General features: G+C 62.7%; 14 protein-coding genes and 2 pseudogenes. 7 read left to right on the plus strand and 9 right to left on the minus strand.

The genetic code is table 11. From position 1 onward, the window contains the following. The first annotated feature begins 124 nt into the window (after positions 1 to 124). A complete protein-coding gene (locus ACF8MI_RS26695; protein ID WP_060497091.1) occupies positions 125 to 1,537 on the plus strand; it encodes a cytosine permease in 1,413 nt (470 codons plus the stop codon). A gap of 64 nt (positions 1,538 to 1,601) precedes the next feature. Here ACF8MI_RS26695 and ACF8MI_RS26700 read toward each other — a convergent pair whose 3' ends face one another. The 5 genes from ACF8MI_RS26700 to glnT all read right to left on the minus strand — a co-directional run bounded on the left by ACF8MI_RS26700 (position 1,602) and on the right by glnT (position 7,372). After that, positions 1,602 to 2,903: an ammonium transporter gene (locus ACF8MI_RS26700; protein WP_019097855.1), complete on the minus strand. Its 1,302-nt coding sequence runs from the start codon at positions 2,901 to 2,903 to the stop codon at positions 1,602 to 1,604. Between the two features lie 57 nt (positions 2,904 to 2,960). Next, positions 2,961 to 4,286 (minus strand): FMN-binding glutamate synthase family protein, encoded by a 1,326-nt coding sequence (locus ACF8MI_RS26705; protein ID WP_060497092.1) that lies wholly within the window; start codon positions 4,284 to 4,286, stop codon positions 2,961 to 2,963. Between the two features lie 15 nt (positions 4,287 to 4,301). Next, positions 4,302 to 4,976 carry a protein glxC gene (locus tag ACF8MI_RS26710; RefSeq protein ID WP_200929429.1) on the minus strand — a complete coding sequence of 225 codons (675 nt, stop codon included), beginning with the start codon at positions 4,974 to 4,976 and terminating at the stop codon, positions 4,302 to 4,304. 27 nt (positions 4,977 to 5,003) lie between these two features. Then, positions 5,004 to 5,909, minus strand: a complete 906-nt coding sequence (locus tag ACF8MI_RS26715; RefSeq protein WP_060497094.1) for a glutamine amidotransferase family protein — start codon at positions 5,907 to 5,909, stop codon at positions 5,004 to 5,006. 128 nt (positions 5,910 to 6,037) lie between these two features. Further along, positions 6,038 to 7,372: a type III glutamate--ammonia ligase gene (gene glnT / locus ACF8MI_RS26720; RefSeq protein WP_019097857.1), complete on the minus strand. Its 1,335-nt coding sequence runs from the start codon at positions 7,370 to 7,372 to the stop codon at positions 6,038 to 6,040. Positions 7,373 to 7,719: 347 nt separating this feature from the next. Between glnT and ACF8MI_RS26725 the strand changes: the two genes are divergently transcribed. The 3 genes and pseudogenes from ACF8MI_RS26725 to ACF8MI_RS26735 form a co-directional block, all read left to right on the plus strand. Next, positions 7,720 to 8,313: a cupin domain-containing protein gene (locus tag ACF8MI_RS26725; protein ID WP_060497095.1), complete on the plus strand. Its 594-nt coding sequence runs from the start codon at positions 7,720 to 7,722 to the stop codon at positions 8,311 to 8,313. Between the two features lie 77 nt (positions 8,314 to 8,390). Beyond that, positions 8,391 to 8,710 (plus strand): annotated as a pseudogene (locus tag ACF8MI_RS26730) (EamA family transporter); the annotation flags it as partial. Continuing rightward, positions 8,674 to 8,942: pseudogene (locus ACF8MI_RS26735) on the plus strand (aldo/keto reductase); the annotation flags it as partial. The pseudogenes ACF8MI_RS26730 and ACF8MI_RS26735, both read left to right, overlap by 37 nt. Here ACF8MI_RS26735 and ACF8MI_RS26740 read toward each other — a convergent pair. Then, entirely contained in the window at positions 8,911 to 9,816 is a 906-nt protein-coding gene (locus tag ACF8MI_RS26740; protein ID WP_060497097.1) for a LysR family transcriptional regulator, read from the minus strand. The pseudogene ACF8MI_RS26735 and the gene ACF8MI_RS26740 overlap by 32 nt on opposite strands. Positions 9,817 to 9,927: 111 nt before the next feature. On the opposite strand from ACF8MI_RS26740, the gene ACF8MI_RS26745 reads away from it, so the two are divergent. Together ACF8MI_RS26745 and ppnN are read left to right on the plus strand one after the other, a co-directional pair. Continuing rightward, positions 9,928 to 10,989: a YeiH family protein gene (locus ACF8MI_RS26745; protein ID WP_060497098.1), complete on the plus strand. Its 1,062-nt coding sequence runs from the start codon at positions 9,928 to 9,930 to the stop codon at positions 10,987 to 10,989. Between the two features lie 148 nt (positions 10,990 to 11,137). Beyond that, on the plus strand, positions 11,138 to 12,511 hold the full coding sequence (gene ppnN / locus ACF8MI_RS26750) for a nucleotide 5'-monophosphate nucleosidase PpnN (protein WP_060497099.1): 1,374 nt from the start codon (positions 11,138 to 11,140) through the stop codon (positions 12,509 to 12,511). Between the two features lie 39 nt (positions 12,512 to 12,550). Here ppnN and ACF8MI_RS26755 read toward each other — a convergent pair whose 3' ends face one another. Then, positions 12,551 to 13,696, minus strand: a complete 1,146-nt coding sequence (locus ACF8MI_RS26755) for a GGDEF domain-containing protein (RefSeq protein WP_060497100.1) — start codon at positions 13,694 to 13,696, stop codon at positions 12,551 to 12,553. 340 nt (positions 13,697 to 14,036) lie between these two features. Further along, positions 14,037 to 15,365: a CDP-diacylglycerol--serine O-phosphatidyltransferase gene (gene pssA / locus ACF8MI_RS26760; protein ID WP_082426314.1), complete on the minus strand. Its 1,329-nt coding sequence runs from the start codon at positions 15,363 to 15,365 to the stop codon at positions 14,037 to 14,039. Between the two features lie 181 nt (positions 15,366 to 15,546). Between pssA and ACF8MI_RS26765 the strand changes: the two genes are divergently transcribed. Then, positions 15,547 to 16,554: a GlxA family transcriptional regulator gene (locus tag ACF8MI_RS26765; protein ID WP_060497101.1), complete on the plus strand. Its 1,008-nt coding sequence runs from the start codon at positions 15,547 to 15,549 to the stop codon at positions 16,552 to 16,554. A 124-nt stretch (positions 16,555 to 16,678) separates the two neighbouring features. Here ACF8MI_RS26765 and ACF8MI_RS26770 read toward each other — a convergent pair whose 3' ends face one another. Next, positions 16,679 to 18,013, minus strand: coding sequence for an MFS transporter (locus ACF8MI_RS26770; RefSeq protein ID WP_104834572.1), 1,335 nt, complete (start codon positions 18,011 to 18,013; stop codon positions 16,679 to 16,681). Between the last annotated feature and the right edge of the window lie 61 nt (positions 18,014 to 18,074).

Here is an 18,074-nt window from a genome sequence, read left to right on the forward strand (position 1 = left end):
GTACATATTTACTAATTTCTCGTTATCCCCGCGCCCCGCATCATCGCTCCAACAAGAACGCGTCGCCCTTCGCCGGCACGCCCCCGGGCAGTTCCCGATGCCCTACCTTGCCTTGGAGTCAGTCATGACCAGTGCAGCCAATTCGGCACCCCTCATAGAAAAACACACGATCGGCTACGTACCGCCGGAAGACCGCCATGGAAAGGTAAGGGATCTGTTCACACTGTGGTTCGGCGGCAACATCGCGCCGCTGCCCATCGTTACCGGCGCGCTGGGCGTGCAGTTGTTTCACCTGAACTTGGTGTGGGGCATCATCGCCATCCTGGTCGGCCACCTGGTTGGCGGTGTGTTGATGGCACTGCACTCGGCCCAGGGCCCGCAAATGGGCATCCCGCAGATGATCCAGAGCCGCGCCCAGTTCGGTACCCTTGGCGCGCTGCTGGTGGTGGTGATCGCCGGCGTCATGTACATCGGTTTCTTCGCCTCCAACATCGTGCTCGCCGGCAAGTCGCTGCATGGTGTGGTCGACGCCGTGCCGGTACCGGTAGGCATCCTCATCGGTGCGCTGGGCTCGGGCATCATCGGCATCATTGGCTACCGCTTCATCCATGTGCTCAACCGTATCGGCACCTGGGTGCTGGGCATCGGCATCGTGGTCGGTTTCGGCTACATCTTCACCCATGTGCAAAGCGACGACTTCCTCACCCGCGGCGGCTTCAACCTGGCCGGCTGGCTGGCCACCGTGTCGCTCGCGGCGCTGTGGCAGATCGCCTTTGCGCCCTATGTGTCGGACTACTCGCGCTACCTGCCGGCGGATGTGAAAGTCAGCTCGACCTTCTGGACCACCTACCTGGGCTCGGCCCTGGGCTCGAGCCTGTCGTTCATCTTCGGCGCCGTGGCGGTGCTGGCGATCCCGGCCGGCATGGATACCATGGACGCGGTCAAGCTGGCCACCGGTACCTTGGGCCCGATCATGCTGGTGCTGTTCCTGCTCAGTGTCATCAGCCACAACGCCCTCAACCTGTATGGTGCCGTGCTGTCGATCATCACCCTGGTGCAAACCTTCGCCTACCGCTGGATCCCGACCGCCAAGAGCCGCGCGGTGCTTTCGCTGATCGTGCTGTCGGCCTGCTGCGTGGTGGCGGTGTTCGCCTCGGCAGACTTCATCGGCCACTTCGTCGACATGGTGCTGGTGCTGTTGGTGGTGCTGGTGCCATGGACGGCGATCAACCTGATCGACTTCTACGCGATTCACAAGGGCGACTACGACATCCAGTCGATCTTCCAGGTCGATGGCGGCATCTACGGCCGTTACAACCCGCAGGCGCTGATCGCCTATGCCGTGGGCATCGTGGTGCAGATCCCGTTCATGAACACGCCGCTGTATGTCGGGCCGATTTCCGAGCACATCAACGGGGCTGACCTGTCGTGGCTGGTGGGCTTGGCGGTTACCTCGCCGCTGTACTGGTGGCTGGCTTCGCGTGACAGTGCCTACCGTCGTCGGCAGATGAGTGCCAAGTTGGCCATGGGGCACTGATTCAACCTGTACCGGCCTCTTCGCCGGCGTGCCCGCGAAGAGGCCGGTACAGACAACACATCAGTCAGAGGTTATACGCCCGCTCATTATGCTCCGCCAGGTCCAGCCCCTGCTCTTCCTCTTCCCGACTGGCCCGCAGGCCCACGGTCAGCTTGATGGCCCCAAGAATCGCCCAGCTCACCACGAAGCAATAGACGAAGGTGAACGCCACCCCCTTCAACTGCACCAGCGCCTGCCCTATAGGCGATACGCCCTCCACATAACCTCCCAACGCCGGTGCAGCAAACACCCCGGTCAGAATCGCACCGACCATCCCGCCCACGCCATGCAGCCCGAACACGTCCAGGCTGTCGTCATACCCCAATGCCTGTTTCAGTCGGGTCACGGCAAAGAAACAGATGGCCCCGGTCAACAGGCCAATCACTACAGCCCCCAAAGGCCCGACAAACGCACAGGCCGGGGTAATCCCCACCAAACCAGCCAGCGCGCCGGACGCCGCACCGAGGGCAGTCGGTCGACCATGCATCACCTTCTCGGTCAGCAACCAGCCGACAATCCCGGCGCAGGCCGCCACCATGGTCGCCAGCATCACCACCCCTGCTCCTTCGTTGGCCGCCAACCCCGACCCCACGTTGAAGCCAAACCAGCCCACCCACAACAACCCGGCACCCACTAGGGTAAAACCGAGGTTGTGGGGCGGCATGGCCACCTGCGGATAGCCCTTGCGCTTGCCCAGCATCAACGCCGCCGCCAAGGCAGCGACGCCGGAGTTGATATGCACCGCCGTGCCGCCGGCAAAATCCAGCACGCCCCAGTTGACCATCAGCGCCCCCGGCCCGCCCCACACCATATGGGCGATCGGCGCATACACCAGCACGAACCAGGCCCCCATGAACAGCAACGAAGCACTGAACTTCATGCGCTCGGCAAAACCACCGGCAATCAGCGCCGGGGTGATGATGGCGAACGTCAGCTGGAACACCGCGAACACACCTTCCGGGATCGTGCCCACCAGGCTGTCGTGGCCGATGTTCAGCATCAGCGCCTTGTCCAGGCCACCGATGAAGCTGTTGAAGGTCAACTGCCCCTCGACCATCCCCGTGGTGTCGACCACCAGGCTGTAGCCAAACAGCACCCAAAGGATGCCGATCACACCCGCTACGGCAAACAGTTGGGTGAACACCGAAAGGAAGTTCTTCGCCCGTACCATGCCACCGTAGAACAGCGCCAGGCCGGGTATGCACATCATCAGCACGAACATCGCGGCGCAGATCATCCAGGCGGTGTTGCCGGTGTCCAGGGTGGGTTCTGCGGCGTAGGCCAGCGGTGTCAGCGCGAACAGCACAACAGCAAGGGCAAGCTTCATGGAGTCACTCCTGTGCAATGAAAACCGCCGGCTGGCAGCCGGCGGTGTCGGGGGAGATCAGTACTGCGCCTGGCCCGGTACCCACGCAGTCCCCGCCAGCGGCACCCGTGCCATCGCTGCCGCTTCCACGGTCAACGCCACCAGGTCCTCCGGGTCCAGGTTGTGCAGGTGCGACTTGCCACACGCCCGCGCCATGGTCTGCGCCTCCAGCACCAGCACACGCAGGTAGTTGGCCAACCGACGCCCGGCCTCTTCCGGGTTCAGGCGCTTGGCCAGTTCCGGGTCCTGGGTGGTGATGCCGGCCGGGTCACGACCGTTCTGCCAGTCGTCATAGAAGCCGGCCGCCGAGCCAATCTTCTTCAGTTCGCTGTCCAGTCGCGGGTGGTTGTCGCCCAGGGCGATCAGCGCCGCCGTACCAATGGCCACCGCATCAGCGCCCAGTGCCATGGCCTTGGCCACATCGGCACCGTTGCGAATGCCACCCGATACAATCAGCTGCACCTTGCGGTGCATGCCCATTTCCTGAAGTGCCTGCACGGCCTGCGGGATGGCCGGCAGAATCGGGATGCCGACGTGCTCAATGAACACCTCCTGGGTCGCTGCAGTACCGCCCTGCATGCCGTCGAGCACGATCACATCGGCACCGGCCTTCACTGCCAGCTTGACGTCGTAGTACGGGCGGCTGGCGCCGATCTTCACGTAGATCGGTTTTTCCCAGTCGGTGATCTCGCGGATCTCGGCAATCTTGATCGCCAGGTCGTCCGGCCCGGTCCAGTCGGGGTGGCGGCAGGCACTGCGCTGATCGACGCCGATCGGCAGGGTCCGCATGCCGGCAACGCGCTCGGTTACCTTCATGCCCAACAGCATCCCGCCACCGCCCGGCTTGGCGCCCTGGCCGAGGACGATCTCGATAGCATCGGCCTTGCGCAGATCATCCGGGTTCATGCCATAGCGCGACGGCAGGTACTGGTACACCAGATACTGCGACTGACCGCGTTCTTCCGGGGTCATACCGCCGTCGCCGGTGGTGGTGCTGGTGCCAGCGATGGTCGCACCACGGCCCAGCGCTTCCTTGGCATTGGCCGACAGCGCGCCGAAGCTCATGCCGGCGATGGTCACCGGGATTTTCAGGTGGATCGGCTTTTTCGCAAACCGGTTGCCCAGCACCACATCGGTGCCGCACTTCTCGCGGTAGCCTTCCAGCGGGTAGCGCGACACGCTGGCACCCAGCAGCAGCAGGTCGTCGAAGTGCGGTACACGGCGCTTGGTGCCGCCACCGCGAATGTCGTAGATGCCGGTTTCGGCAGCACGCTGAATTTCCTGGATGGTCAGGCGATCGAAGGTGGCCGACTCACGCAGTACCGGGGGGAATTGTTCGCTCATGGGAATGCTCCTGGATCAGTACGCGCTGGCGTTGTCGACTTTGAAGTTGTACAGCTGGCGGGCCGAGCCGTAGCGTTTGAAATCGGCGGCCTTGTGGTCCAGGCCTGCCTTGTTCAGCAGCTCCTGCAACGCTGTAAGGTGCTCGGCGCGCATTTCTTTTTCGATGCAGTCCGAGCCCAACGACTGCACCGAGCCTTTGACGTAAATCTGCACCTCGTACAGCGAGTCGCCCAACGCATCGCCGGCATCACCACACACCACCAGGCGCCCGGCCTGGCCCATGAAGCAGCTCATGTGGCCGATGCTGCCGCCCACCACGATGTCCACGCCTTTCATGGAAATGCCGCAACGGGCACCGGCATCACCCTCAATCACCAGCAGCCCGCCATGGGCGGTGGCACCAGCGGCCTGGGAGGCACTGCCCTTGACCCGCACCGAGCCAGACATCATGTTTTCGGCCACGCCCACGCCCACGTTGCCATGCACCGTCACGCTGGCTTGCTGATTCATGCCGGCACAGTAGTAGCCCGCGTGGCCTTCGATATCCACCGCCACGGCGGCGTTGATGCCCACGGCCAGGTTGTGTTTGCCATCGGAGTGAGTCACCCGCCATTCGTGGTCCTGCACCTCGCCGTGCAGGGACTGGTTGAGCACGCGCACCGAAGTGCTGGAAAGGTCGATCGTTTTCATAAGGTTCTCCAGAGGTTCGGTGGCAGGTCAGGCGCTTTCGCGCTCCCAGACGTACAGGGTGGCCGGAGCCGGCTCCCAGACCTTGGCATGCTCAATGCCCGGCAGGCTGGCCAGGGCCTGGTATTCCGAGGCCATCGCCACGTAGTCGTCGGTTTCGGCCAGCACCGCCGGCTTGCAGGCAATCGGGTCGCGGATCACGGCAAAGCCGTTGCGGGTGCCGATGGCGAAGGTGAAGAAACCGTCCAGGTCTTCCAGCGCGCCATCCAGGGCCTGGGCCAGGGTATCGCCCTGCTGCAGGCGCCAGGTCAGGTAGCCGGCGGCCACTTCGGTGTCGTTATCGGTTTCGAAGCTGATACCTTCGCGCTTCAGTTCCTGGCGCAGGCGGAAGTGGTTGGACAGCGAGCCGTTGTGCACCAGGCACAGGTCGGCACCGGTGGAAAACGGGTGGCTGCCTTCCATGGTCACGGCGCTTTCGGTGGCCATGCGGGTATGGCCAATGATGTGGCTGCCCTTCATACCGGCCAGGCCGAAACGGCTGGAGATTTCCGCTGGCAGGCCCATGCCCTTGAGGATTTCGATGCTCTGCCCGGCGCTCATGATGCGCACGTCCGGGGCCAGTTCGCTCAGCGCCTGGCGGGCAGCCGATTCGCTGGTATGCACCTTGAGTACCGCCGCGCTGGCGTTCTGGAACCCGTCCAGCGAGCAGCCCAGGCGCCCCTCCAGCTGGCCCATCAGGGTTGTCCAGGGGTAGTCGATATCCGTGGCTTGCAGGGTCAACTTGACCCAGCCATCCGCCACTTCGTCGCCGTAGATGGCAAAGCCTGCGCTGTCCGGGCCACGGTCGGTCATGGCTTCGAGCATGGGTTCGAAGAGTTTGCCAAGCTGGGCCTCCAGCTCGGGCTTTTTCAGGTACAGACCTACGATTCCACACATAAAAGAGCCTCACTACGTTCGGCAGCAAGCTGTAAGGGGCAAGCTGCAAGTTGTCCGTAATAGAACGGGATAGTTATGTTCACCGCGCACTGGCTTTCTATTGCAGCTTGCGGCTTATAGCTTGCAGCTCAGAAAAACTCGGTGTAACGCTGGATTTCCCAGTCGGAGACATGGCGGCAGTACTCCACCCACTCCATGCGCTTGAGCTTGATGAACTCGTCGACGATCTCAGCGCCCAACACCTCGCGGAACAACGGGTCGGCTTCGAGCGCGTCGGCGGCTTCCTTCAGCGATTGCGGCAGGGTCTTGATGCCGCGTGCGGCAATTTCTTCAAGGCTGAGGTTGTAAAGGTTCTCGTTGCACATCTCGCCCGGCTCCAACTGGCGGTCGATGCCATCGAGACCCGCGGCGATGATCGCGGCGGTAACCAGGTACGGGTTGCAACCGGCGTCCGGCAGGCGGAACTCCAGGCGGCCATACGGGATGCGCACCATCGCCGAGCGGTTGTTGGCCCCCCATGCGACAAAGGCCGGGGCCCACGTCGAACCCGACAAGGAACGGCCGACCACCAGGCGCTTGTAGGAGTTGACCGTCGGTGCCGCGAAGGCACACAACGCCGGGCCATGGGCCAGGAGCCCTGCGGCAAAGTGGTAGGCCAGCTTCGACAGGCCCATGCCACTGCTGTCGGACGCGTCGTGGAAGAGGTTCTTGTTGGTGCTGCTGGCCAGCGACAGGTGGAAGTGCATGCCATTGCCGGCGCGCTTGGGGTCGGGCTTGGGCATGAACGAGCAGATCATCCCCAGGTCGTTGGCGATTTCACCGGCGGCCATGCGGAAGAAGGTGAAGCGGTCGGCCGACTCCATGGCGTCGCTGTAGGTGTAGTTGATCTCGAACTGGCCGTTGGCGTCTTCGTGATCAATCTGGTAGATGTCGAAGCCTACCGGTTGCAGTGCCTCGGTCAGGCGCTCGAGAAACAGCCGCGAGCGCGACAGGCCCTTGTAGTCGTAGCACGGCTTGTCGAGGTTGTCGGAGGCATCCACCAGTTGCAGCTTGCCGCCTTCGTCACGGCGGAACAGGCTGAATTCCGGTTCCAGACCGGTGTTCAAGGTCCAGCCCTTGTCGGCCAGGCGTTGCACCTGTTGTTGCAACACATAGCGGCTGTCGTAAGGCCAGGGCTGGCCGTTGACATGCCCCACGCACACCACCCGGCCATAACCCGGCTGCCACGGTACCGGGATCAAGGTGGAAAGGTCGCCACGGGCCATGAAGTCCGGGCCGTGCGGCTCCATGCCCATGCCGCAGATGGCGAACCCGGCAAAGCCGGCGCCCTCCTCGGCCACCATCTTCAGGCCCGAGACCGGCACCGATTTGGTCTTCGCCGAGCCATGGATATCGACGAACTGCGCCAGCACGTACTTGATGCCATGCTGGTCGAGGGTGCGCTGGGTTTCTGCTGGCAACATGGGTTGAACACTCCTGGGTAAGGGGCAATGATTCCGCATAAGAAACTTACTTTCCCCACAGGAATGCAATGCGCTTGCCAAGTTTGTCCGGGGGGTGGCCTTTGGGGATCAGTGCGGGCCTCTTCGCGGGCAAGCCCGCTCCCACAGTGGATTCGACGCAAAGCCTTGTGGGAGCAGCTTGCCCACGAAGAAGCCCGTACAAACATCACAAAACCCAAGCAGGTTTTTCTGTTCTATTTATGGGAAACTTGTTTTCACCCGAGGAAAGAAGCAGCCAACGCAGCTGCTTTTCGCACTTTCCCAGTGCGAAATCTTTATTCTTGAACTGAAACCGTGCAGGACATTCGATGTCGACCGAAACCGAACCGCGCCTTCGCCTGGAGCAGTACCTGGGCCTCCAGATCAAGCGCCAGCGCCAGGCCCAGTCCCTCAAGCTCGCCGACGTGGCGCGCATCGCCGGCATCAGCCAGGGCATGTTGAGCAAGATAGAGAATGCCCAGGTGTCCACCAGCCTCGACACCCTCAGTCGCCTGTGCGACGTCCTGGGCATGCCGATGGCCAAGCTGTTCAGCCAGTATGACCAACCCGACGGCAATGCCTTGCTGGTGAAGGCCGGCGAAGGGCTGGAGGTGGTGCGCCGCGGCACCGAGAAGGGCCACACCTACCACTTGCTCAATCACGCCAGGGGGCCGAAAAAGAACTTCGAGGCGTACATGGTGAGCATGGACGACGCCAGCGAAGAGTTCCCGACCTTCGCCCACCCGGGCACCGAATTCCTCCACTTGCTGGAGGGCGAGCTGGTGTACCGCCATGGCAACCAGCTCTATCACATGCATGCCGGCGACAGCCTGACCTTCGACGGTGAAACCCCGCATGGCCCCGAACAGCTGGTGCAGGTGCCCATCCGCCTGTTGTCAATCATGAACTACGGCGGAGAGTGACGCGGCGTAGCAAGGCAACTGCGGATATCGCGATCAGGCAAGCACACGTCACCCGCAAGATGGTTACCGCCGGCCTGGTGTTGGTGGTACCGACTTTCGACCTGCTGGGCAGCACCCGCCTGGCAGGCAGCGACTGGGTCGACCTGGCCTTGCTGGGTGTGTTCTGCACCGGGTTGTCGCAGTTTCTGTTCGTCAAGAGCCTGGAGTCCGCATTGCCGGCATGATCATCGCGCTGGAGCCGGTGTGCGCGATTATCGGGGCATGGTGGTTGTTTGGTGACCAACCGAGCCTGCGCATGGCTGCGGGTGCTGCGCTGATCGTGCTGGCGACTTTTCTGAAACTGATATTTTTACTAGGTCAGTCATTGCTTACTCAACGTTGCAATCTGGCCTGTTGACGAGAAGCATGAGCCGCGAGCGAATTGCACAACTGCCCGATGACGACTGGCGAAAAACGCGCAGCGCGGATTTCCAGGAACCTCGCCTAAGCAAGAACCTCGCTTTGGTAGAAGTCATGGCAGATATCGGTGCAGGCACGGGGTCGGTGCGGCGGCTGTAGCGATCGCTTGGGTTCTGCGTAATCCCGCAGTATCCGGAACTATCGTAGCCGCACGCCGCCCCAACCAACTTGCCTGCCAACACACAACTCAAGAAACCGCGCGGCCGCCCGTGACGGGGCAGCTGCATGGGGCACCAGAATGGAAAACCGACGCACCAGCGCCTGCGGCGTAACCTGCAGCCGGTGCAGCGCCCCATCTTCATGGCGAATGGACATCGCCGACACAAAGCCAACCCCCATCCCGGCCCGCACCGCCTCCTTCACCCCTTCCACCCCGGCAATCTCCAGCGCCACGCGCATCGCCACCCCCTCACGGGCAAACGCCCGCTCGACGATTTGCCGCACACCCGAGCCGCTTTCGCGCAGCACCAACGGGCAGGCGCCCAGTGACGCCAGGGTCTGCTGATCACTGCCAGCCAAGGGGTGGCCACGCGGCACGATGGCCACGATCTCGTCCTCACGCCACGCCGTCACTTCCGTGCCCAGCGGTAGCTCCTGTCCTGGCGGGCCTTCGATCAAGGCGATATCGACACTGTCCAGGGCGGCAACAACTTCCGCCGTGTTGCCTTGTGAAGTGGTGACCAGTACGTCTGGATAGCGCCCGTGAAAATCGGCAATCAGGTAAGGCAACAGGTAGCTGGCCGGCGTGGTGCTGGCACCGATGCGCAAGGTCCCGCGCTCCAGCCCGCGCATGGCTTCACGCAGCCCCTGCGCCTGACGAAAGGTTTCACGCAGGCGCTCGGCATGGGCGAGCAGTTGCTCGCCAGCCGCCGTCAACCGCACACCACGGCCGGCACGTTGGTAGAGCGGCTCGCCAAACGCCTCCTGCAACAGCTTGAGCTGGCCGGACACAGCCGGCTGCGACAAATGCAGGGCCTGGGCCGCATGGCTGATGTTGCCATGCTCGGCAACGGTGGCGAACGTTATCAGCTGTTCCGGGGTCATGGATGAAAAATATCAGCTATTCGGATATTTGCCATCCTAAATTACGATTTTTTATAAGTTTATAACCAGATTAACGTAGGCCTTGTCGAAACACCTTTCCGGAGGACTCACATGGCCACGGTTCCGTCCAACCCTGCTTTTGCACCTACCCTCTCTACCCGAGGGCGGCTCAATGGCATCCTGTTCGTCGCGTTGTTCGCGCTCGCGGTCACTCAGCTGGCCGCCATGCCCGCCATCGCCAACCTGGGCATCAGCCCGCTGATCGTCGGCATTGTCGCCGGTGCGCTGTATGGCAACGCGCTGCGTGACGGCGTACCGGCTAGCTGGGCGGCGGGTATCAACTTTTCTGCGCGCGGCCTGTTGCGCATCGCCGTGGCCTTCTTTGGCCTGCGCGTCAGCCTGCAGGAGATCGCCGAAGTCGGCTGGTCGGGGCTGATCGTGTCGCTGCTGGTGGTATCCAGCACGCTGCTGATCGGCCTGTGGTGCGGCATGAAACTGTTCAAGCTGGACCGCGACACCGCCTTGCTGACGGCCGCCGGTAGCGCCATCTGCGGCGCCGCTGCGGTGCTGGCCTTCGAATCGGCACTGCGCAGTGCCCCGCACAAGAGCGCCATGGCAGTCGGTAGCGTGGTGCTGTTCGGCACCTTGTCGATGTTCCTGTACCCACTGGCCATCAACGCCGGCTGGCTGCACCTCGACACGATGGGCGCAGGGTTGTTCCTGGGCGGCACTATTCATGAAGTGGCCCAGGTAGTTGGCGCCGCCAGTAACGTAAGCCCTGAAGCCACCCATATCGCAACCATCGTCAAGATGACCCGGGTAATGTTGCTGGTGCCGGTACTGCTGGTGGTAGGCCTGTGGATCAGCCGTACGCGCAAAGCCGGCCAGGCGCAGGGCAATGGGCGTATCGCCATGCCCTGGTTCGCCTTCGGCTTCCTCGCCCTGGTGTTGGTGAACTCGTTGCAGGTGCTGCCGGGTAGCGTGACCCAGGCGGTGAACAGCCTGGACACCTTTGCCCTGACCATGGCGATGACGGCGCTGGGGATGGAAACCCGCTTCAGCCAGATCCGCCAGGCTGGGCCAAAAGCGCTGGCGACCGGGGCAATTCTCAACCTGTGGCTGGTCGGGGGTGGTTTGGCGATTACACTCGGCGTGCAGAAGCTGTTGGGCTGACTTGAGACCGGGTTGGCTTCTTGGCGGGTAAAAACGCGAAGAAGCTAAGCCGGTCTCAAGCTTTTTCACCAGCCCTCTCGTTGCCGCCCACATTTCTCGGTATGGTGTTGCCAAAGAAGGATGTTTTACCCGCACAGGAAAGACTTAGATGCCTCAACGCAATGTCATCAATGCATCCGTCAGCCCCAAAGGCAGCCTGGAAACGCTGTCACAACGTGAAGTGCAGCAACTGAGTGAAGTCGGTACCGGTAGCCTTTACACCCTATTCCGCCAGTGCGCCCTGGCCATCCTCAACACCGGCGCCCACGTCGACAATGCCAAGACCATCCTCGAGGCCTACAAGGACTTCGAGGTAAAAATCCACCAACAGGACCGCGGGGTCCGCCTGGAGCTCCTGAATGCCCCGGCCGACGCCTTCGTCGATGGCGAAATGATCGCCAGCACCCGTGAAATGCTGTTCAGCGCCCTGCGCGATATCGTCTACACCGAAAGCGAACTGGCCAGCCAGCGCATCGACCTGGAAAGCTCCCAGGGCATCACCGACTACGTTTTCCACCTGCTGCGCAACGCGCGCACCCTGCGCCCGGGCGTGGAACCGAAAATGGTGGTGTGCTGGGGCGGCCACTCGATCAGCACCGAGGAATACCAGTACACCAAGAAGGTCGGCCACGAGCTTGGCCTGCGAAAACTGGACGTGTGCACCGGCTGCGGCCCTGGCGTGATGAAGGGGCCGATGAAGGGCGCCACCATCGCCCACGCCAAGCAGCGCATGCACGGCAGCCGTTACCTGGGCCTGACCGAACCGGGCATCATCGCCGCCGAAGCGCCCAACCCTATTGTCAATGAACTGGTGATCCTGCCGGACATCGAGAAGCGCCTGGAAGCCTTCGTACGTGTCGGCCACGGCATCATCATCTTCCCGGGCGGTGCCGGCACGGCCGAGGAGTTCCTGTACCTGCTGGGCATCCTCATGCACCCGGACAACCACGACCTGCCGTTCCCGGTGGTACTCACCGGCCCGCGCAGTGCCGAGCCTTACCTGCAGCAGTTGCATGCCTTTGTCGGCGCCACCTTGGGTGAAGCGGCGCACCGGCTGTACGAAATCATCATCGACGACCCGGCGGAAGTTGCCCGGCACATGGTCGAAGGGCTCAAAGAGGTCAAGCAGTTCCGCCGTGAGCGTAACGATGCCTTCCACTTCAACTGGCTGCTGAAGATCGAGGAGAGCTTCCAGCGCCCGTTCGACCCGACCCACCAGGCCATGGCCGAGCTGGACCTGCGCCGCGAGCTGCCGCCCCATGAACTGGCAGCCAACCTGCGCCGGGCATTTTCCGGCATTGTTGCGGGTAACGTGAAAGACAAGGGCATCCGCCTGATCGAGGAGCATGGGCCCTACCAGATCCACGGCGACAGCGCCGTGCTGGACCCGCTGGGCCGGCTGTTACAGGCCTTCGTCGATCAGCACCGGATGAAGCTGCCCGGCGGCGCGGCGTATGTGCCGTGCTACCAGGTGGTGGCCTGATAGCCCACACCATCGGGGCCGCTTGTCGGCCCCAATGGTCTATTGGCTAAGGTCTGCCATCGGCCGCTCTACAAACCGGATACTGTCCCGCCCACTGCGTTTGGACTGGTACAACGCCACATCCCCCTGCTCGATCAATGCCGCCAGGCTGACCGGTGGCTGGTCGAACAGGTTGGCACCGATACTCAAGGTGACCGCCTGCGGTGTAGGCACGGTCTTGCTGGCGTACTGCTGGAACTGTTCACGCAACAGCCCACCCAACTCCATGACCCGCTCACTGCTCGCCCCGCACAGCAAGATGACGAATTCATCACCGCCCAAACGCGCTGCCAGCGAGCGCTCGGGCAGCACCGTGCGAATGAGTTCGCTCAGGGCAATCAGCAAGCGATCACCCGCGATATGCCCGTGAAGATCGTTGACCAGCTTGAAGTTATCGATGTCGATCAGCAGCAAGGCCCCGGGTTGAGCCGGGCTCACTTCCTTGAAGAAATGCCCGGCCCGCACTTCCAGCGCGCGGCGGTTGTAGAGCGCAGTCAACGGGTCGCGCGCGGCCAGCCGGGCAATCCGCTCCTCGCGTCGATAACGCACGGTACCGGTCATCGACAAGGCAATCAGCATGATCGCCATTGCCCCTTCGACCAGGGAAATCTGGATGATCAGCCCGCCAAAGGTGGCCAGGTCAATCAAGGTGCCCGGCGTGATCGCAATGACCGCCTTGGCCACGTAGAACAGCCCGTGGAGCAGCAACACATAGCGCAGCTGCACCGCCCCCACGCTCAGCGACTTGCCGTGCGGCCGCAACAGAAGGCTGGCCTTCAGCGTCAGTGCGGCCACCAGCAGCGAGTTGACCATCAACATCACCTTCGACCACTGCGGCCCCACGGGCAGCAAAAGCAAGGCGAACCACACGACCACAACCAATAACCAGGCCCGCGACAAACGGTCCTGGGTAAAACGCAACACGCCCATCAGGAAAAACCAGTGCGCAACCACCAGCAAGCCATTGGCGAACCAGATGCCGATGAACAGCAAGCCGATCCCGCGTAGCAAGGCCAGAACACAGCCGACAGTAATGGTGGCAAAACCTGCACTCCAGAACAGCAAAGAGGTTTCGCGGACGCTGCGCCACTCAATCGCCAGGTACAACGCAGCAGCTGCTGCCAGGGCGACCGAGATGGTCAGCATCGTGGATGGATCTAGCGCCATATACGCATTGGCCTATCTGGTTAACGAAGAAAAGGCCCGATTGTATGCGCTCGTGATGACTTTTCAGAGGGGCCTTGCACGGTTGCCTGCAAATGATAGCCCAGCCCCTGTCCATGGTCGTACGCAAGCAATATCATATTGACATCAAGCTGTCGTGTTCACCACTCAAATCGCGATGCATTCACCCAAGAAAGCGCCCCAGTTGCCCGCCCGTGAGCACTCAGGCGGTCCGAGTCACACATGCACAGGCTTAGCTAAGGTCGCCGAGCCGGCACGGTCCTTGTAGGCGCACGCATCGCTTTTGGAAGGGTGCAAGGGCTCAGAGCACCCGCTTGATCAACGGCTCCAGCCGGCTAAAGCGCAGCCGCCGCAGAAACTTGCGCACTTCCTTGGGATGTTCGGCCTTCACCCCCAGCGCCGCTGCAGAGCCAATTTTTGGCGCGTACCTGCGCAGTTGGTTCAACTCCGCTGCCCGTGGCGCCAGCCACTGCCCCTGCGGGTCATCGATGAGCAGGCCGTTCTCAAGGTCCAGGTTGAACCCGCGCGGGTTCAGGTTGTTGCCGGTCAGCAGCGAATAGCGCTGGTCGACCCACACACCCTTGGCGTGGAAGGTATGCCCGGGATCGTTCCAGATCCGCACTTCCAGCTGGCCACGGGTAATGGCCGCGTGGCGGCGCCGGGCGAAGGCTCGCAGGTTGTCTTCATACAGATAAGGCAAAGCGCCACTGGCACTGAACGGCTCACCGGGGGCGATGTAGAAGTCGTTGGCGGTGCGGTCACCCACGATCAGCTCAACATGCACGCCCCGCTCCAGCGCATGATCGAGCTCGCGCATCACCACCCGTGGCGGGTTGAAATACGGCGTGCTGATGATGATGTGCGTGCGCGCCGCCGCCAGCAGGGCACACAGCGCCCGGTTCAACGGGTTGCCACGGCCCACCCCCAACAGTGGCACCACCCGCAAGCCCTCCCCAGGCACCGCGGCCGGTGCCTCGTACGCCATGCGCCGCAACCGCGCACGCAAGCGCCGGATGTCGCCGCGCAGGCTACGGGTGGCGGGTGGTGCGGGCACGTCGAGGCGCGGTGTGGCGGTGTGGTGCAGCAGGCGCCCTACCAGGCCGACCATGGCGTCGGCCAGCGCCGGCGACTGGAACAGGTGATAGCGGTCCAGGCGATAACGGTCGAAGCGGTGCAGGTACACGTTATTCAGGCTGGCGCCGGTGTAGATCACACAGTCGTCGATAATGCTGCCCTTCAGGTGCAACACACCAAACAACTCGCGGGTCTGCACCGGCACCCCGTGAATGACGATATCCAGCCCGCGCAACTGGCGCTGGGCCTGGTACCAGGCGGCGTTACCCGGCTGGCGACCGGCCCCGAGCAGGCCACGGCGGGCACGGAACCAGTCGACCACGATGGTAATTTCCAGGCCCGGCCGCTCGGCCTTGGCCTGGTACAAGGCATCCAGCACTTCCTGGCCGGCCTCGTCTTCCTGCAAGTACAACGCAACGATGACGATGCGCCGGGTTGCAGCGCGGATGCGCTCGAACAGGCAGGCGCGGTAGGCCTTGGCATCGGGCAGCACCTGGATCGACTCGGGCGACATGGCGTAGCCTGGCAATGCCGCCAGCATGGATTCGGGGTTCACGAACGATCACCTTCTCTGTGCAATCACTGTCGGCCCTGCCAGCCGGCGGGGCCATTCCTGGTCGCTGCGCCGGGGGTGTAAGATCGACCCGGCAACGACCTATAACAACAAGAACCACGCGAGGCTGTATTTTCTCACTGCCCCTGACGAACTATGCCTCAGCTTGCACAGGAACAGCGCAATGGTCCACCCCGCTTCTGCAACCCCATCGCCGTCTATTGTAAAGAGTTGTTCCGCGAAGACCTTCGGCTTTCTGATTTTGCCCAACTTCACCACCATCGGCCTGGCCTCGGCGGTAGAAACCTTGCGCATGGCCAACCTGGCCGCGCGCAAGCCACTGTATCGCAGTGTGCTTATCGCAGCAGACGATGCGCCAGTGACGGCCAGCAACGGCATGCGCGTCTTGCCCGACTACAGCATCGCCAACGCGCCCGCACTGGATGCTCTGCTGGTGGTGGGTGCCAACCCCATCGACCGTAGTCGTGGTAACCGCCCGTTGATCGACTGGTTGCGCCAACTGGCCCGCCAACACATGCCTTTGGGCGGTATCTGTACCGGCAGCTACCTGCTGGCCAAGGCCGAGCTGCTCAAGGGCTACCGCTGCACCATCCACTGGGAAGACTTGCCGACATTGCAGGCACACTTCCCCGGCATCGTGATCTCCAGCCAGCTGTTCGAACTGGACCGCGACCGCTATACCTGCTCGGGCGGTGTGGCGGCCATGGACATGATGCTGCAACTGGTAGCCCGCGAGGCTGGCGGCCAGGACATCGCGGCCAAGGCTGCCGAGCTGTTGCTGTGCGACCGCATGCGTGGCGAGCGCGAGCGCCAGCGGGTGCCGCTGCGCACCCTGTTGGGCAGCGCCCAACCCAAGCTGAGCCAGGTGGTGGCGATCATGGAAGCCAACCTGGAAGAACCGCTGGGGCTGGAAGAGCTGGCCAGCCTCAATGAAGTGACCGTGCGCCAGTTGGAGCGGCTGTTTCACAAGTACCTGCAGCGCACGCCCAGCCAGTATTACCTGGAGTTACGGCTGTCGAGAGCGCGGGAGTTGCTGCTGCGCAGCGATGTACAGGTGCGTGAGGTGGCACTGGCGTGCGGGTTCAGTTCGCCGGCGCATTTTTCCAAGAGTTATAGCCGGTTCTTCGGGTTGTCGCCGCTGGGGGAGCGACGGCAGGCCTCGCTGCACTGATTCAAGTTTTGCATTGGTTTTACTGGCCTCTTCGCGGGTAAACCCGCTCCCACAGGGACCGCACAATGCTCAGGCCTGTGGGGTTCCTGTGAGAGCGGGTTTACCCGCGAAAAGGCCAGTACAACTAATCTTCAAGAGCCGAGTGCGCCGTTTCCCGACACATCAGCATGGCAACCAGCGCCACCAGTGCCGCCGCCAGCAAATACCCCGCCGGTGCCAGCTTGCTGCCGGTCACCTGGATCAGCCAGGTCGCAATGAACGGCGCAGTCCCGCCAAACAGCGCGTTGGCCAGATTGAAGCTCAGGGCAAAGCCACTGAAACGCACCCGGGTCGGGAAAATCTCCGCCAGCAGGCACGGCAAGGTGCCGTCGTTCATTGCCAGTATCGCCCCGAAGCAAATCTGGATCGCCAGGATCACCACCAGCGGCTGCCCATCGAGCAGGCGGAACAACGGCACGGTCAGCCCCAGGAACAACAGCGACGCCACCACCAGCATGGTCTTGCGGCCAAACTGGTCGGACAAACGCCCCATCAGGAAGATCAAGCCAATATAGGTGGCCAGCGACACCGTCGAGGCAATGAACGAATCCCGCTCGCTCATGCCCATTTCAGTAGACAGGTAGGTCGGCATGTAGCTCAGCAGCAGGTAGAACGCCACGGCGTTCAGGCAGGTCACTCCAATGCCGATGCCCAGGCTGCGACGGTGTTGGCTCATCAGCTCGCGTATTGGCGCCCGCGCCATGCAGGCTTTGTTTTCCAGGCGCTGCTCCATCTCCAGAAATTTGGGGGTGTCCTGCAGGCTCATGCGGATATACCGCCCGACCAGGCCAAACGGCGCCGCCAGCAGGAACGGCAGCCGCCAGCCCCATTCATGCAGGGCTTCGTTGCTGAGCAGTTCGTGCAGTACCGCCACGAATGCCGCCCCAAACAGCAAGCCCGCCGCCGTGCTGGCCGGCACGATGCTGGTGTACAAGCCGCGCCGGCCAGGCGGTGCGTATTCAGCCAGAAACGCGGCGGCACCGGCGTACTCGCCCGAAGCCGAAAAGCCCTGCACCAGGCGGATCAGCAACAGCAGGCAGGGTGCCCACAGGCCGATTTGCGCATAACCGGGCAACAGGCCAATGCAAAAGGTGGATACCGACATGATCAGGATCGACCACGACAGTGCGTTGCGCCGGCCATGGCGGTCGCCAAGATGCCCCCAGACGATGCCGCCCAATGGCCGCACCAGGAACGACAGGGCAAACACTGCAAAGGTGGCCAGCAAGCCGGTGGTCTTGTCGGTTTGCGGGAAGAAGGTGGCGGCGATGATGGTGGCCAGATAGCCGTAGGCGGCGTAGTCGAACCACTCGACGAAGTTGCCCATGAAACTGGCCCGGGCGGCCTTGCGCAGGGCCTGGCGTTCGGCACTGTGCGCGGGGCCGTCGACGGTGGATGGGTCAAGTGTGGTGCTGGACATGACGGGTACCCTCTGGTTCTTTTAATTGGAGGCAGGGTCTGGTGGTCATACAGTGATTTTT

It is taken from the genome of Pseudomonas sp. yb_9 (assembly GCF_043103635.1).
Classification (GTDB): Bacteria; Pseudomonadota; Gammaproteobacteria; order Pseudomonadales; family Pseudomonadaceae; genus Aquipseudomonas; species Aquipseudomonas monteilii.

Excerpts from the sequence above, each read along its gene's own strand:
- ACF8MI_RS26745 (WP_060497098.1), top strand. The coding sequence starts at position 9,928 with ATGGCCACGGTTCCGTCCAACCCTGCTTTTGCACCTACCCTCTCTACC.
- ACF8MI_RS26740 (WP_060497097.1), bottom strand. The coding sequence starts at position 9,816 with ATGACCCCGGAACAGCTGATAACGTTCGCCACCGTTGCCGAGCATGGC.
- ACF8MI_RS26765 (WP_060497101.1), top strand. The coding sequence starts at position 15,547 with ATGGTCCACCCCGCTTCTGCAACCCCATCGCCGTCTATTGTAAAGAGT.
- ACF8MI_RS26705 (WP_060497092.1), bottom strand. The coding sequence starts at position 4,286 with ATGAGCGAACAATTCCCCCCGGTACTGCGTGAGTCGGCCACCTTCGAT.
- ACF8MI_RS26755 (WP_060497100.1), bottom strand. The coding sequence starts at position 13,696 with ATGCTGACCATCTCGGTCGCCCTGGCAGCAGCTGCTGCGTTGTACCTG.
- ACF8MI_RS26695 (WP_060497091.1), top strand. The coding sequence starts at position 125 with ATGACCAGTGCAGCCAATTCGGCACCCCTCATAGAAAAACACACGATC.
- ACF8MI_RS26715 (WP_060497094.1), bottom strand. The coding sequence starts at position 5,909 with ATGTGTGGAATCGTAGGTCTGTACCTGAAAAAGCCCGAGCTGGAGGCC.
- ACF8MI_RS26725 (WP_060497095.1), top strand. The coding sequence starts at position 7,720 with ATGTCGACCGAAACCGAACCGCGCCTTCGCCTGGAGCAGTACCTGGGC.
- ACF8MI_RS26710 (WP_200929429.1), bottom strand. The coding sequence starts at position 4,976 with ATGAAAACGATCGACCTTTCCAGCACTTCGGTGCGCGTGCTCAACCAG.
- glnT (WP_019097857.1), bottom strand. The coding sequence starts at position 7,372 with ATGTTGCCAGCAGAAACCCAGCGCACCCTCGACCAGCATGGCATCAAG.
- ACF8MI_RS26700 (WP_019097855.1), bottom strand. The coding sequence starts at position 2,903 with ATGAAGCTTGCCCTTGCTGTTGTGCTGTTCGCGCTGACACCGCTGGCC.
- ppnN (WP_060497099.1), top strand. The coding sequence starts at position 11,138 with ATGCCTCAACGCAATGTCATCAATGCATCCGTCAGCCCCAAAGGCAGC.
- ACF8MI_RS26770 (WP_104834572.1), bottom strand. The coding sequence starts at position 18,013 with ATGTCCAGCACCACACTTGACCCATCCACCGTCGACGGCCCCGCGCAC.